Source organism: Streptomyces sp. NPDC001222, assembly GCF_042896945.1.
In the GTDB taxonomy this organism is placed as follows: Bacteria; Actinomycetota; Actinomycetes; order Streptomycetales; family Streptomycetaceae; genus Streptomyces; species Streptomyces gibsoniae.
Window position 1 is genome coordinate 108,430 of the sequence record NZ_JBIAXT010000004.1, and the last position, 12,108, is coordinate 120,537.

Genomic DNA, 12,108 nt, shown 5'->3' on the forward strand with positions numbered 1-12,108 from the left:
AGCAGCCAGTTGGGCACCACCTCCAAACCCGGCCCTCCAGGGCCGGATCAAGTTGACGCGAGGTTCACGAGTCTCATGTAACGCGTCCAGTCCCAGTTCGGCCCGGGATCCGTGTGGTCCGTGCCGGGGACCTCGTAGTGGCCGATGATGTGGGCCCGATCCTTCGGAATGCCGTACCGCATGCAGACGGCCGCTGTGAGCTTGGCCGACTCCTCGTACAGGGCGTTCGTGAAGTAACCCGGCTGTTCCACCCACCCTTCGTGCTCGATGCCGACGCTGCGGGTGTTGTACTCCCAATTGCCCGCGTGCCAGGCGATGTCGTGCTCGCGGACGCACTGCGCGATGTGCCCGTCCACCGAGCGGACGACGTAGTGCGCGGACACCTTCTTCCTCGGGTTCCTGAAGATGTCCAGGGTGTTGGTGTAGGTCGCCTGCGTCACATGGATGACGATGCGATCCAGCAGCTGGCTCACGGGCCGGTCCGCGGACGTGTAGTTGGCGGAGGCCGCCGAGAACCAGTCGGCGAAGGGGTGGTCGACGGATCGGGGCCGGGCGCGGGCCGGAGCCGAGGGGAGCAGGACGTAGGGCACTGCGGCCAGGGCCGCGCCCTTCAGCAACCGCCGTCTGCTGGTGAATGAGTTCGTTTGCTGTGACTCGACTCTTTCCACGAAGAGAGCGCCTTTCGTAGCCGGAGTTCCGAAATGTACCGATCTCGTGCCTCGTGTACTCAACGCCTCGGCGCGGCTGTCGTTTCGCGCGACCCGATAACGGATCTCGCCCGTCCCGCCCAGCGTCGTGCGCGCGGCCGCCCGGATGCTGCGCCGAGCAGCGGCCTCGCACAGCGCGACTTCCGCGCGTGCCGTGGCCGGTATGGCCGTGAACCGTCTCACCCGTCATGTGAATCCCCCGATTCCACTGGCGTGCAGCCGCCGCTCGTCGGCTGCGTGTGTGCATCACGTTACGGTGCCGAACGGTCGCGCAGCGGAGGTGCGGCGCCCTCAGTGGACAAGGGCGAAACTGTGGATATCTCCGCCACCCGTCGGAGGGAAGGCGAGCCGGCCGAGGTTCCGGGCGGCGGCTCGGGCGGTTCCCTCACCTCTGTCCGGCCACTCCCGCCGGATCGTCGAGCACCGCCCGGACCACCGAATGCGCGGCGCCGAGCAGCGGCCCCTCGGACCCCAGACGCGAGACGGTCACGGCACACGCGGGGCCGGCCGTGCGGCGCGCCAGTTCCCGTTCCAGGGACGGCAGCAGCCAGGGCGCGAGACCGGCCAGTGCCCCGCCGAGCACAACGGCCCCCGGGTCCAGCAGGTTCACCGCGCCGGTCAGCGCGATGCCGAGCGCGGTCCCGGCGCCGCGCAGGGCATGGCGTACGTCCTGGTCACCCTGCGCGGCGCGTTCGGCCAGCAGTTCCACTCGGTCCTCGCGCGGCGACAGCCCGGCCGCACGCAGCACGGCTTCCTCGCCGGCGTACTGCTCCAGGCAGCCACGCCCACCGCACGCGCACCTTGGCCCCTCCGGGCGTACCGGCACATGCCCCAGTTCGCCCGCGAAACCGCGGGTGCCCCGCAGCAGCCGCCCGTCCACGACGACCGCACCACCGATACCGATCTCCGCCGAGACATGCAGGAAGTCCCGTGGCGTGTCGTCGCCCAGCCAGAGTTCCGCGAGGGAACCGAAGTTGGCCTCGTTGTCCACGGTCAACGGCAGTTCGGACGGTAGCAGCGGGCCCAGGTCGACAGCGTGCCAGTCGAGGTTGGGAGCGCGGACCACGGTCCGGGCGTCGCTCGCCACCAGACCCGGCACCGCGACCGCCAGGCCCGCAGGCCACAGGCCCTCTTCGTCGGCCTCGGCGACGACCTGCCGTACCAGTTCGGCCAGTTCGCCGAGCACCGGCTGCGCGGGGCGGCCCCGGTTCGTTCCGTGCCGCACCGCCCGCGCCCGTATCTCCCCGCGCAGATCCACCGCACACACCGCCAGGTGGTCCACCCCGATCTCGGCACCGATCCCCGCCGGACCGCTCCCGCTGACGGCCAGGGCGGACCCCGGGCGCCCCACCCGGCCGGGACGCTCCGGCCCCAGCTCTTCGAGGAGTCCCGACCGGATCAGTTCGTCGACCAGCGTGGATACCGCCGCCCGGGTCAGACCGATCCGTGAGGCGACCGCGGCGCGCGAGAGGGGCCCCTCGGCGCTGACGGCGTGCATGACGCGCGCCAGATTGCGGCGCCGCATGCCCTGCTGGGTGTCGGGCACCCGACTGCCGGGGCCGCTCGGATGGGCTTCGTGCAGCGGTGCGGTCATGCCTCCCTCGGATCCCGTCAGTGCCGGTCCGGCTCCCGCTCCAGCAGCGGGGCCGCGTCGGAGAGTACCCCGGCGATCCTGGCCAGGGCCGCCTCGTCCCGTTCCTCGGCCTCCAGCACCGGGCCACGGGCGGTGTCCCAGCGCCGGGCGACGGAGGCCGGGTCCTCACCGGTCAGCAGTCCGGCGGCCTGGGCGGCGGCGCCCAGGGCGACGAGTTCCCGGGCCTCGGGCACCTGCACGGGGCGCCCGGACAGTCGTCGTACGGTCTGCTGCCACGCCGTTCCTCGCGCGCCGCCGCCGATGAGCAGCAGCGGGGCGGTGCGGTCCGCGTCCTCGTCGAGCACCAGGTCGAGGGCGCCGAGCAGTGAGTGCACCGCGCCGTCGTACGCGGCCTGCAGCAGTTGCCCCGCGGTGGTGTCGTGGCGCAGGCCGTGGAGCAGACCCGACGCGTGCGGGAGGTCCGGGGTGCGCTCACCGTCGAGGTAGGGGAGCAGCGTCACCTCCGCACCCGGCTCGACCGCCTCACGGTCGAGACCCAGCAGAGTGGCGATCCGGTCGACGGCGAGGGTGCAGTTCAGGGTGCAGGCCAGCGGCAGCCAGTCGCCGTGCGCATCCGCGAAGCCCGCGACGGTGCCGGTCGGATCCGCGGGCCGCCGCTTCGAGACGGCGTACACCGTGCCGGAGGTGCCGAGGCTCAGTACCGCGGTCCCGGACCGCAGCCCGAGGCCGAGCGCGGCCGCGGCGTTGTCACCGGTGCCCGGAGCGGCCAGGGTGCCCTTGGAGAAAGGCAGGTCATGGGCGTCGCGCACGGTGCCCGCCACCTCGCCGGGCCGGACCACGCGCGGCAGCAGGGCCGGATCCAGGCCCGCGAGGGCGAGGATCTCCTCGTCGTACGACTCGGTCGCGGAGGCCCACCAGCCGGTGCCGGAGGCGTCACCACGGTCGGTCGTGCCCTCCCCGGTGAGGCGTTCGGTCAGATAGTCGTGGGGCAGCCGCACGGCCTTCGTCGCGCGGACCGCCTCGGGTTCGTGCTCGGCCAGCCAGGCCCACTTCGTGACCGTGAAGGAAGGGCCGGGCACGCTTCCCGTGCGCCCCGCCCAGACCTTGGGGCCGCCCAGCTCCTCGACCAGCCGGCGGGCCTGCGGCGCGGAGCGCACGTCGTTCCACAGCAGGGCCGGACGCACCGGGTCGCCGTGCGCGTCCAGCGTGACCAGACCGTGCTGCTGGCCGCCGATGGACACTGCGGCGGCCTCGTGGGCCGCCTCACCGCACTGGTGCAGGGCCTCGCACAGGGCGTCCCACCACTGGCGGGGATCGCTCTCGCGGCCCGCTCCCGACGAGACGGTGTGAGGTGCCTGGCCGGCGGCCACCACCTGTCCGGTCGACGCGTCGACGACCAGGACCTTGGTGGACTGGGTGGATGAGTCCACCCCGACGACGAGCGGACCCTCGGCTGCTGACATCGGGCTCTCCCTCTTCCGCGGCTCGCGGGATCTGGCCTGTTGGCGGGGCCTGCCGGGACCGGCGCAGCCCGGGGCCGCCCCTTGTCACCGTACGCAGTCCCCACACGAGGACGCATGGTCTCTTCCCAGAGATGCCCCCGCATACTAATTTGTTAAGCGCCATGACGAAATAGTCTCAGCGAGCAAGGAGCCGCGGCATGAGCTACCAGCCCACCCCCGAGGACAGGTTCACCTTCGGCCTGTGGACCGTCGGCTGGCAGGGAAGGGACCCGTTCGGCGACGCCACCCGGCGCGCCCTGGACCCGGTCGAGACGGTGCAGCGCCTTGCCGAGCTCGGCGCCTACGGTGTGACCTTCCACGACGACGACCTCATCCCCTTCGGGTCCTCGGACAGCGAGCGCGAGGAGCACATCAAGCGCTTCCGCCAGGCGCTCGACACGAGTGGCATGACCGTGCCGATGGCCACCACCAACCTCTTCACCCACCCCGTCTTCAAGGACGGCGCCTTCACCGCCAACGACCGTGACGTCCGCCGATACGCGTTGCGCAAGACCATCCGCAACATCGACCTGGCGGCGGAGCTCGGCGCCGAGACGTACGTCGCCTGGGGCGGCCGGGAAGGTGCCGAGTCCGGAGCGGCCAAGGACGTGCGCGTCGCACTCGACCGCATGAAGGAGGCCTTCGACCTCCTCGGGGAGTACGTCATCTCCCAGGGGTACGACCTGCGCTTCGCCATCGAGCCCAAGCCGAACGAGCCGCGCGGCGACATCCTGCTGCCGACGGTCGGTCATGCTCTCGCCTTCATCGAGCGCCTGGAGCGCCCCGAGCTGTACGGCGTCAACCCCGAGGTGGGGCACGAGCAGATGGCCGGCCTCAACTTCCCCCACGGCATCGCCCAGGCCCTGTGGGCGGGCAAGCTCTTCCACATCGACCTCAACGGCCAGTCCGGCATCAAGTACGACCAGGACCTGCGCTTCGGAGCGGGCGACCTTCGGGCCGCCTTCTGGCTGGTCGACCTCCTGGAGAGCGCCGGTTACCGCGGGCCGCGCCACTTCGACTTCAAGCCGCCTCGGACCGAGGACCTCGACGGCGTGTGGGCATCGGCGGCGGGGTGCATGCGCAACTACCTCATCATGAAGGAGCGTGCGGCCGCCTTCCGTGCGGACCCCGAGGTCCAGGAAGCCCTGCGCGCCTCCCGGCTGGACGAGTTGGCGCAGCCGACCGCCGCGGACGGCCTGCAGTCGCTGCTGGAGGATCGCAGCGCCTTCGAGGAGTTCGACGTGGAGTCGGCCGCCGCGCGCGGAATGGCCTTCGAGCGCCTGGACCAGCTGGCCATGGACCATCTGCTCGGCGCCCGAGGCTGATCATCGCGGCACGTCGGCGCGTGCCGGGATCCGCGCGGAATACTGCGGAATCGGACCATCCATGACATGAGTCCGTATCAACTGCCGTGCGAGGGTGGCGCGGTGGCGGTCCCGAGGTGATTCTTGGCGGTATGGCCATGCCGCCCATGCCACCCCGGCCGCCGGGAGACACAACGCCTTGGGACGACGGCGGGTTCGGTCCGCCGCCCGGAGCGCCCGGTTCGCGCCGCCCCGCCGTCTTCCTCGTGCTCGCCGTGATCGTGGCGCTGGGGATCGTCGCCGTTGTTCTGGTGGTGAACAACGGCGGCGGATCCTCGAAGCAGAAGCCGTCCCCCGAGAGCAGCGGGAGTACGAGCAGCCCGGCCGTCCCGTCGCCGGGCATCCCCTCCGGCCTGCCCACCGCCCTGCCCTCGCGGCTGCCGACGAAGCTTCCCTCGGGCTTCCCCACCGAGCTGCCCAGCGGCTTTCCGAGTGTCTTGCCGAGCGGGTTCCCGAGCGCTATCCAGTCGCTCTTCGCGGACCCCGAGGCGACGCCGTGAGAAACCGCGTGCCGGTCGGGCGGCGCGCTCGCGGTGCAGCCACGCATGCGTGTGCGCCACGCGCGCGTGCCCTCGAGGTGCGGAGCACGCGCGCGTGGCGGACGGCGATGCGACTCAGAAGCCTTCGGGCAGCCGCACGTACACCACCGTCGTCCCGATTCCGCTGTCGACGAGCCGGCCCTGCGCGTCGAAAGCGCCCGCACCGTCCGTCATCCCGAAGTCGTTGTCGTTGATGAGCGCGAGCGTGTGGTGATCGACGCGGGCGATGCCCTCGATCTTCCCGGGCACTCCCTTCACCTTGCCGAGATCGACGACCAGTCGCTTGGCCGGCACCGGAACGCCGGAGGCGGCCGGGTCGTCGAGCTGCTCCAGGGAGGGAGAGGTCGTGTCGTCGTCGTAGCGTCCTCCCAGGATGTCCGCACTCCGGGTCAGCCGGACCAGCTGGAGTCGAGCCGCCCTGTCGGTGCGCTCCTCGACGAGCAGCCGGTCGCCCCCGACGGCCACCACGGACGAGATCTTCAGCTCGGACGTGTCGTCCTCGCCCGGGTCCACCACGTCCACCGGGTCGAACCGGTACGCGTACTCCGCGGTCACGGCACGCTTCTTCGGGGAGAAGCGCAGCTGCCGGGTCGTGCGCGAGGCGGCCCCCGCGTCCCTGTCGGGGAGGGACAGCGGGCTCTGCAGGGCCATCACCAGGTCGCCGTCGGGGAGCTGCGCGAGACCTTCGAAGCCGCGGTTGATCGTCCGGTGCAGCAGAACGGACGGCAGGGCCTCGACGACCGGGTAGTCGGTGCCGGTCAGGTTCAGCCCCTTGGGCACATACCTCGTGAGGCCTTCCCGCGCGCGGAGACGTGGATCAACGACGGCCCGTACTCGTCGACGAGCCAGAAGCTGCCGTCACCGGACCGCACGATGCCCTCGGTGTCGAGGCCGTTCGGGTTGTACGCCAGCGCCTTCTGAGCGTCGTAGGAGTACGGCGCCTCGTCCCGGCCCTGCTGGTTGGACAACCCGGTGACGGGCTTGCCGGAGGAGGTGGTGATCGGGATCGCGTCGAGCACCCTCACGGTGTCGCCGCAGACGCGGATCTTCACGATCGCCGGGTCGAACCCGGGCACGGGGAAGGTCCGGCGCTTCTTGCCGTCCACCTTGATCTGGCCGTTGGGCCCCCGGTCCGTCACGGTCCAGAACTCACCCGTGCGGCCCGCCGGGTAGATGTCGCTGCCTGTCCCGCCGAGCTCGATGCCGTGGTCGTCGTCCACCGTGCCGTGCAGCAACGCGTCGCTGAACGCACCCAGCGGGATGTTTCCGAGCGTGGCGGTGCGCGTCACCTGCGGCTGATCGTTGTGCGGGCTCGCGGTGCCGGAGACCGTGAGGGCGGCCAGGACCGCGAGAGGTACGCTCCCGGCGACGGAGCGGTGCACACGGCGTCGACCGGCTGCATGCGGGGACATCGGGGCCTCCTGAGGCGCAAGTTCGTTGACAGCGGCCAGAGTTGGCCCCGGTATCGAATGCCGAGCGACGGCTCGGTGAACGCCGGACGACGGCCGTGGACCGGGCCGCCGCCCGGCCGGGGCGCCCGGCTCATGGGGTAGGTCGCGTGGCGGTGACGGACCGGGTCTCTCAGGGATGAGTGGGGGGCGGCTCAGGGGCGTCTCAGGGTCACGGTTGGAACCGCGCGCGGGACGCACCCGTTCTCATGGCAGAGAGCGGCACTGGCCGCGAAGGAGGCGACACATGTCGAAGAACGCGAAGATCGCCATGGGGGGAGCGCTGGTCGGGCTCCTCCTGCTGATATGGCTCCCCTGGTGGGCCGCCCTCCTGATCATCCTGGGAGTCCCCGCGGCCGCGTACCTCACCCTGGACCCCTCCCAGCGGCGCAGGCTGCGCCGTGTGACACGCAAGGAACTCGGCCGCTGAGGTCCTGGCGGTCCGCCGCCTGCCCCGCCAGAGCGCAGGAGTCGACCACGTCGCCCCCCGTGGGCCTGCCGACGGTACGGTCCGCGGGCGGTCGCTCGCGCCGGTCCACCCACGCGGTGCGGGCGTCGAAGCCCGCCCGGTAGCAGGGCAGGATCGGCCGCAGCCGATCAGGGAAGGAGTCGTACAGCCCGTCGACATGGGTGCCGCCCTGGATGGTGTAGAAGCGGTGCAGCGGCCCACGCCCGCTCTCCCGCACCATCCGGCCGTACACGTCCGAGTCCGTGGCCTTGGGCAGCAGCACATCCGGGTCGCCGTGCAGTGTGATCAACGGTTTGCCGATCCGTCCCCGTGAGGGCGACCCGGCCCACCGCGCGGTGCACGGCGCGGGCCGCTTCGCGTAGTCGTAGGCCGCGTCCGACGCGCAGGGGGCAAGGACCTGCTCCGCCGTGGACCCGGCGGACGCACCAGGACAGGCGGCGTCGTACGAGGGGTCGATCCACTCAGCTCAGGGCTTCACGCCGCGCCCGGTCCTGCGGCGCGGCTGCGGCCTTCCCTTCCCCCTGCATCCGGAGGCACGCCGTGCGGGCCCCTTCCCTCCTGAGCCAGCCGTGAGCCGCTCCGGCCTTGCACGCCGAGTCCGGCCCGCCCACTCCGCCCGGGCTGCCGCCTCAGGCCGGCCGGACCGCCAGCTTGTCCAGCGCCTCGAGCAGTCCGGGCAGCTTCGAGCCACGGCCCACGGGGAGAACCTCGCCGGGCTTCTCGTCGAGCAGCACGAACGCGATGTCGTCGGTTCTGGCCACCATGGACCAGCCGGGCCCGTCGGCACGCAAGGTGCGCGCGTCGCCCGGAGCGAACGAGGAGCGGATACGGCCCAGCGGCGGGGGAGCGTCGACGTAGGCGTGGGCCTCCGCGAGGACACGGCGGAGGCCCACCGGGGACTTCTCACTGCCACTTTCCCCGGAGCTCTCCGTCCCCTCCCCGGCCTTCTCCGCCGCCTCCCCGGCCGGTGTCTCGCCGTCTGCGGATGCGAAGAAGTCGTCGTCGATCTGCTCGCGCCACATCGTCCACTGGAGGGCGATCTCGTCGGCTCCCAGGCGCCGTTGCGCCGGCCCCCAGGTGCTGGTGTCCGGCGGGGACAGCGGCTCGCGTTCGGCGAGTTCGGGGGCGGGGTCGTGCGGCGCGGGCAGACCCGGCGCCGCGACGGCCACCGCCAGCGGCCACCCCGGCAGTGCGGCGACGACCGTCCGCTCGTCCGGCGACAGCTCGTACTCCATGCCGCAGTCCCAGGACGCGATGGCCACGGCCACCAGAGACACGTCGTCGATGACCACGGTCCAGCGCGCACCGTCGCCGTCCTGGCCGAGCACGAGGCCGTACCCGTCGGCCAGGGGCGGCAGGTCGAGCGCCGCACAGGCATCCGGATAGTCGTCGCCCAGCACGCTCGGGAACTGCGCGGGCGTCAGCAGGGCCGCCGTCAGCACATACAGCGCGTCGTCCTCGGCGGCGACGGCGTCCTCGTCCGTCCCGGCCATGCCACCCTCCCAGTGGTTCGTCCGTCGGCGCACCTTAATGCTCACGCGAGCCGGTTGTCACGAGTGCGAATCACACGAGAAATCGCAGTTCTCCGGCGGGATCGGGGCGAAACGGCCGACGGGCGCCGCCCTCAGTGCGCGGACAGACCGAGGAGTGTGCGAGCGACCACCGACGGCGACTCGTCGCGCTCCCGAGCCAGGGCGATGACGGCCCGGCACGCCAACTCGTTCACGCCGAACGACAGGGCCTCCGGCGACACCCACGCCACGGCCTCGTCCATGCGGTCCTGGTCGTCCTCGGCACACGCCGCGACATAGGCGGCAGCAGCCTCGAACAGGTTGTGTGTGCGCTTTCCCCCGCCCGTGGGCGTCTCCGCGTCCGTGCCCGTCACCGTGCCCGGGGACTTGACGAATCTGCCGACCGACTTGCGGATCCTGTCGAACATGCCGACCACCTTCCCCCTGTGCGGTTGCCCTCGCCGGGGCGCATCTGCCGCTCATCAACCTAGAGTTGAAACTTCGGCGGCAGAAGAGGGACCGGACGGTGAAGAGATGCGAGCGACTCGAACGGCGCCGCGCTCTGCCGCTCGGCCGACCCGCGCCGCGGTCGCTGCATCAACCAGTCGCACCGCTCCCCTCGAGTGAGTCGAGTGTCGTGCGCAGCCAGGTCAGCTCGGCCCGGCTCGTGGCCCGCGCGATCGTGAGGATGCCGCGTCTGAAGGGGTCGTGCAGCTCCTCCGCGCGCAACGGGCGGTCACCCGCGTAGAAGAAGCTCGAGGGCTCCTCCAGGAAGGCGAGCCGACGGCGCAGGACGGTGGCCTGGGCCGCCGGGTCCTCCAGGTGCCTGAGGAAGGCGAGCACCGTGAACCAGCGTTCTCGTCGCTGATGTCGCGTTGTGCGGGTTCCGCCAGCCGATGGCGCAGCTCCTGTCTGCCCTCGTCGGTGAGCGTGAGGACGTGCGGTTCGGTCGCCATCGTGCTGGCCCACCGCCGGCCCGATCTCGTCTCACGGCTGGTGCTCCTGGAGGCCAACCTCGATCCGAACCCGCCGGCCGGCGCCGGGAGCAGTGGCATCTCCCGGTACACGGAGGACGAGTACGCCGACAACGGCGGCCACGCGCGTGTGCTCCGTCGGATCGGCCCCACCTGGGCGGCGACCATGCGCCTCGCCGACCCGCGGGCCCTCCATCGCACGGCCACGCACCTCGTGCGGGGCACGAACCCCACCATGCGCCGGTTGCTGGAGGCGCTGACAGCGGACCGGGTCTACCTCCAGGGGGAGCTGAGCGGCGAACTCGACGACAGGGACGGCCTGGAGGCCGCGGGCGTGCGGGTGGTGACCGTGCCCGGTGCCGGGCACAACATCATGTTCGACCGCCCCGACGCTCTGGTCGCCGAGATCGCGGGGGCCCGCTGAGGCTCAGCCCTCGCGGACGGCCAGGGCGAGGAAGCGAGGGTCCTCGTCGACGTACGACGTCATGCGCCAGCCGGAACCCGCCAGCAGGGGACGGAGGTTGGGCTCGGCGCGCAGGTCGTCGGCGGTGATCTGCCGGCCCTGCCGGGCCGCGAGGGCCGCCCGGCCGATCGGATGGAAGAGCGCCAGCAGGCCGCCGGGCCGCACCACGCGGGCCAACTCCCTCAGGTTCCGGGCCGGCGCGGGGAGATGAGCGATCAGACCCGCCGCGAAGACCGCGTCGAGGGACTCCGTGCGCAAGGGCAGCGCGGCCACATCGGCGAGCAGCAGCCGGCCGTCGCGGTCCCGCCCGGCCCGGACGGCGGCCTCCAGCATCGCCGGGGTGAGATCCGCCCCCAGGACCACTCCCGACGGTCCCACGGCCGCGCGCAGCGGCGGCAGGGCCCGGCCCGTACCGCAACCGGCGTCGAGCACGCGGTCGCCCTCGTGCAGCCCGAGCGCGGCGACTGCTGCGGCGTAGGCCGGGCCGTCGTCGGGGAACCGCGCGTCCCAGTCGGCTGCCCGCGCAGTGAAGAACTCCTGGACGTGTGTGTGGTCGTCGCTCATGTTCCGCATGATTCCTCACCTCCATCGGGGATGCCTCTGTGCGCATGTACGGACTTGAGGCGATCGTTCCTTGAGCCGCCCGGGTCAGATTCCAACACTTTTCGAAATGAGCCCCCTGTACGGCCCCTCGTCAGGGCTAGCGTCCCCGGGCCATGGGACACCTGGACCACGCCACATTCGGCTGGCTGACCCCCGTACTGTCTTACGTGATGGCGTGCATAGGCGCCGCCCTCGGGCTGCGCTGCACCGTCCGGGCGCTCGGCGCCACCGGCACATCGCGTCGCAACTGGCTTCTGACCGCTGCCTCGGCGATCGGCACCGGCATCTGGACCATGCACTTCGTGGCCATGCTCGGCTTCGGCGTCAGCGGCACGGAGATCCGTTACGACGTGCCACTGACCATACTGAGCCTGCTCGTCGCCATGATCGTCGTCGGCGCAGGCGTCTTCGCAGTCGGCTACAGCAGGGACCGGGTCCGGGCGCTGCTGCTGGGCGGCCTCACCACCGGCCTCGGCGTGGCGAGCATGCACTACCTGGGCATGGCGGCGCTGCGGCTGCACGGGACGGTGCGTTACGACCCCCTGCTCGTCGCGGCCTCCGTCGTGATCGCGGTGGTCGCGGCGACCCTGGCCCTGTGGGCAGGCCTCAACGTCAAGTCCCCCGTCGCGGTCACCGTCGCCTCGCTCGTCATGGGGGCGGCGGTCAGCTCCATGCACTACACCGGGATGTTCGCGGTGAGCGTTCGCATCGCGCCGTCCGGCGAGGCCCTGCCCGGGGCCTCGGCCATGCAGTTCATCTTCCCCCTCGCCGTCGGTCTCGGCGCCTACCTCTTCCTGACCTCGGCGTTCGTCGCCCTGTCGCCGACGGCGGGTGAGCGCGAGGCCTCCGCTTCGGCCCAGCGACCGGCCGAGAGCCCCGCCGGCTGACTTGTGGCCCGCAACGGCACGTTCAGCCCCATCCCGAGCGAGGAGGC

At 71.8% G+C, this 12,108-nt stretch carries 10 protein-coding genes and 4 pseudogenes; 5 read left to right on the plus strand and 9 right to left on the minus strand.

The annotated features are described in order from the left end of the window. Nucleotides 1-47: 47 nt before the first annotated feature. From ACFY2Z_RS07920 to xylB, 3 genes are all read right to left on the minus strand, one after another. Complete coding sequence (locus ACFY2Z_RS07920; protein ID WP_390743303.1) at nucleotides 48-617, minus strand: N-acetylmuramoyl-L-alanine amidase; 570 nt, start codon at nucleotides 615-617, stop codon at nucleotides 48-50. Nucleotides 618-1,092: 475 nt separating this feature from the next. Then, a complete protein-coding gene (locus ACFY2Z_RS07925; protein WP_390743304.1) occupies nucleotides 1,093-2,301 on the minus strand; it encodes an ROK family protein in 1,209 nt (402 codons plus the stop codon). A 17-nt stretch (nucleotides 2,302-2,318) separates the two neighbouring features. After that, complete coding sequence (gene xylB, locus ACFY2Z_RS07930) at nucleotides 2,319-3,764, minus strand: xylulokinase (RefSeq protein ID WP_390743305.1); 1,446 nt, start codon at nucleotides 3,762-3,764, stop codon at nucleotides 2,319-2,321. Nucleotides 3,765-3,961: 197 nt separating this feature from the next. On the opposite strand from xylB, the gene xylA reads away from it, so the two are divergent. Both xylA and ACFY2Z_RS07940 read left to right on the plus strand, forming a co-directional pair. Next, entirely contained in the window at nucleotides 3,962-5,128 is a 1,167-nt protein-coding gene (gene xylA / locus ACFY2Z_RS07935; protein WP_390743306.1) for a xylose isomerase, read from the plus strand. 131 nt (nucleotides 5,129-5,259) lie between these two features. After that, the gene (locus tag ACFY2Z_RS07940) at nucleotides 5,260-5,667 is read left to right on the plus strand and encodes a hypothetical protein (protein WP_390743307.1); all 408 of its coding nucleotides are present in this window, start codon (nucleotides 5,260-5,262) and stop codon (nucleotides 5,665-5,667) included. A 114-nt stretch (nucleotides 5,668-5,781) separates the two neighbouring features. Here the strand turns inward: ACFY2Z_RS07940 and ACFY2Z_RS07945 are convergent. After that, a pseudogene (locus ACFY2Z_RS07945) lies at nucleotides 5,782-7,118 on the minus strand (esterase-like activity of phytase family protein). 283 nt (nucleotides 7,119-7,401) lie between these two features. Between ACFY2Z_RS07945 and ACFY2Z_RS07950 the strand changes: the two are divergent. Next, a complete protein-coding gene (locus tag ACFY2Z_RS07950) occupies nucleotides 7,402-7,584 on the plus strand; it encodes a hypothetical protein (RefSeq protein WP_390743308.1) in 183 nt (60 codons plus the stop codon). 13 nt (nucleotides 7,585-7,597) lie between these two features. Here ACFY2Z_RS07950 and ACFY2Z_RS07955 read toward each other — a convergent pair. From ACFY2Z_RS07955 to ACFY2Z_RS07970, 4 genes and pseudogenes are all read right to left on the minus strand, one after another. Continuing rightward, nucleotides 7,598-8,077: pseudogene (locus ACFY2Z_RS07955) on the minus strand (tannase/feruloyl esterase family alpha/beta hydrolase); the annotation flags it as partial. Nucleotides 8,078-8,252: 175 nt separating this feature from the next. Then, the gene (locus ACFY2Z_RS07960; RefSeq protein WP_390743309.1) at nucleotides 8,253-9,116 is read right to left on the minus strand and encodes a hypothetical protein; all 864 of its coding nucleotides are present in this window, start codon (nucleotides 9,114-9,116) and stop codon (nucleotides 8,253-8,255) included. 131 nt (nucleotides 9,117-9,247) lie between these two features. Next, entirely contained in the window at nucleotides 9,248-9,562 is a 315-nt protein-coding gene (locus ACFY2Z_RS07965; RefSeq protein WP_390743310.1) for a hypothetical protein, read from the minus strand. A gap of 169 nt (nucleotides 9,563-9,731) precedes the next feature. Then, nucleotides 9,732-10,078 (minus strand): annotated as a pseudogene (locus tag ACFY2Z_RS07970) (PadR family transcriptional regulator); the annotation flags it as partial. Here ACFY2Z_RS07970 and ACFY2Z_RS07975 point away from each other — a divergent pair. After that, nucleotides 10,077-10,532 (plus strand): annotated as a pseudogene (locus ACFY2Z_RS07975) (alpha/beta fold hydrolase); the annotation flags it as partial. The pseudogenes ACFY2Z_RS07970 and ACFY2Z_RS07975 overlap by 2 nt on opposite strands. A gap of 3 nt (nucleotides 10,533-10,535) precedes the next feature. On the opposite strand, the gene ACFY2Z_RS07980 reads toward ACFY2Z_RS07975, so the two are convergent. After that, nucleotides 10,536-11,135, minus strand: coding sequence for a class I SAM-dependent methyltransferase (locus ACFY2Z_RS07980; protein ID WP_390743311.1), 600 nt, complete (start codon nucleotides 11,133-11,135; stop codon nucleotides 10,536-10,538). 152 nt (nucleotides 11,136-11,287) lie between these two features. Here ACFY2Z_RS07980 and ACFY2Z_RS07985 point away from each other — a divergent pair, with 152 nt between their 5' ends. Further along, nucleotides 11,288-12,061 (plus strand): MHYT domain-containing protein, encoded by a 774-nt coding sequence (locus ACFY2Z_RS07985; RefSeq protein WP_390743312.1) that lies wholly within the window; start codon nucleotides 11,288-11,290, stop codon nucleotides 12,059-12,061. The last annotated feature ends 47 nt before the right edge of the window (nucleotides 12,062-12,108 follow it).

What these genes read in the sequence shown, in the direction of transcription:
- ACFY2Z_RS07925 (WP_390743304.1), bottom strand. Translation starts at nt 2,301, where the DNA reads ATGACCGCACCGCTGCACGAAGCCCATCCGAGCGGCCCCGGCAGTCGG.
- xylB (WP_390743305.1), bottom strand. Translation starts at nt 3,764, where the DNA reads ATGTCAGCAGCCGAGGGTCCGCTCGTCGTCGGGGTGGACTCATCCACC.
- xylA (WP_390743306.1), top strand. Translation starts at nt 3,962, where the DNA reads ATGAGCTACCAGCCCACCCCCGAGGACAGGTTCACCTTCGGCCTGTGG.
- ACFY2Z_RS07940 (WP_390743307.1), top strand. Translation starts at nt 5,260, where the DNA reads ATGGCCATGCCGCCCATGCCACCCCGGCCGCCGGGAGACACAACGCCT.
- ACFY2Z_RS07950 (WP_390743308.1), top strand. Translation starts at nt 7,402, where the DNA reads ATGTCGAAGAACGCGAAGATCGCCATGGGGGGAGCGCTGGTCGGGCTC.
- ACFY2Z_RS07960 (WP_390743309.1), bottom strand. Translation starts at nt 9,116, where the DNA reads ATGGCCGGGACGGACGAGGACGCCGTCGCCGCCGAGGACGACGCGCTG.
- ACFY2Z_RS07965 (WP_390743310.1), bottom strand. Translation starts at nt 9,562, where the DNA reads ATGTTCGACAGGATCCGCAAGTCGGTCGGCAGATTCGTCAAGTCCCCG.
- ACFY2Z_RS07980 (WP_390743311.1), bottom strand. Translation starts at nt 11,135, where the DNA reads ATGAGCGACGACCACACACACGTCCAGGAGTTCTTCACTGCGCGGGCA.
- ACFY2Z_RS07985 (WP_390743312.1), top strand. Translation starts at nt 11,288, where the DNA reads ATGGGACACCTGGACCACGCCACATTCGGCTGGCTGACCCCCGTACTG.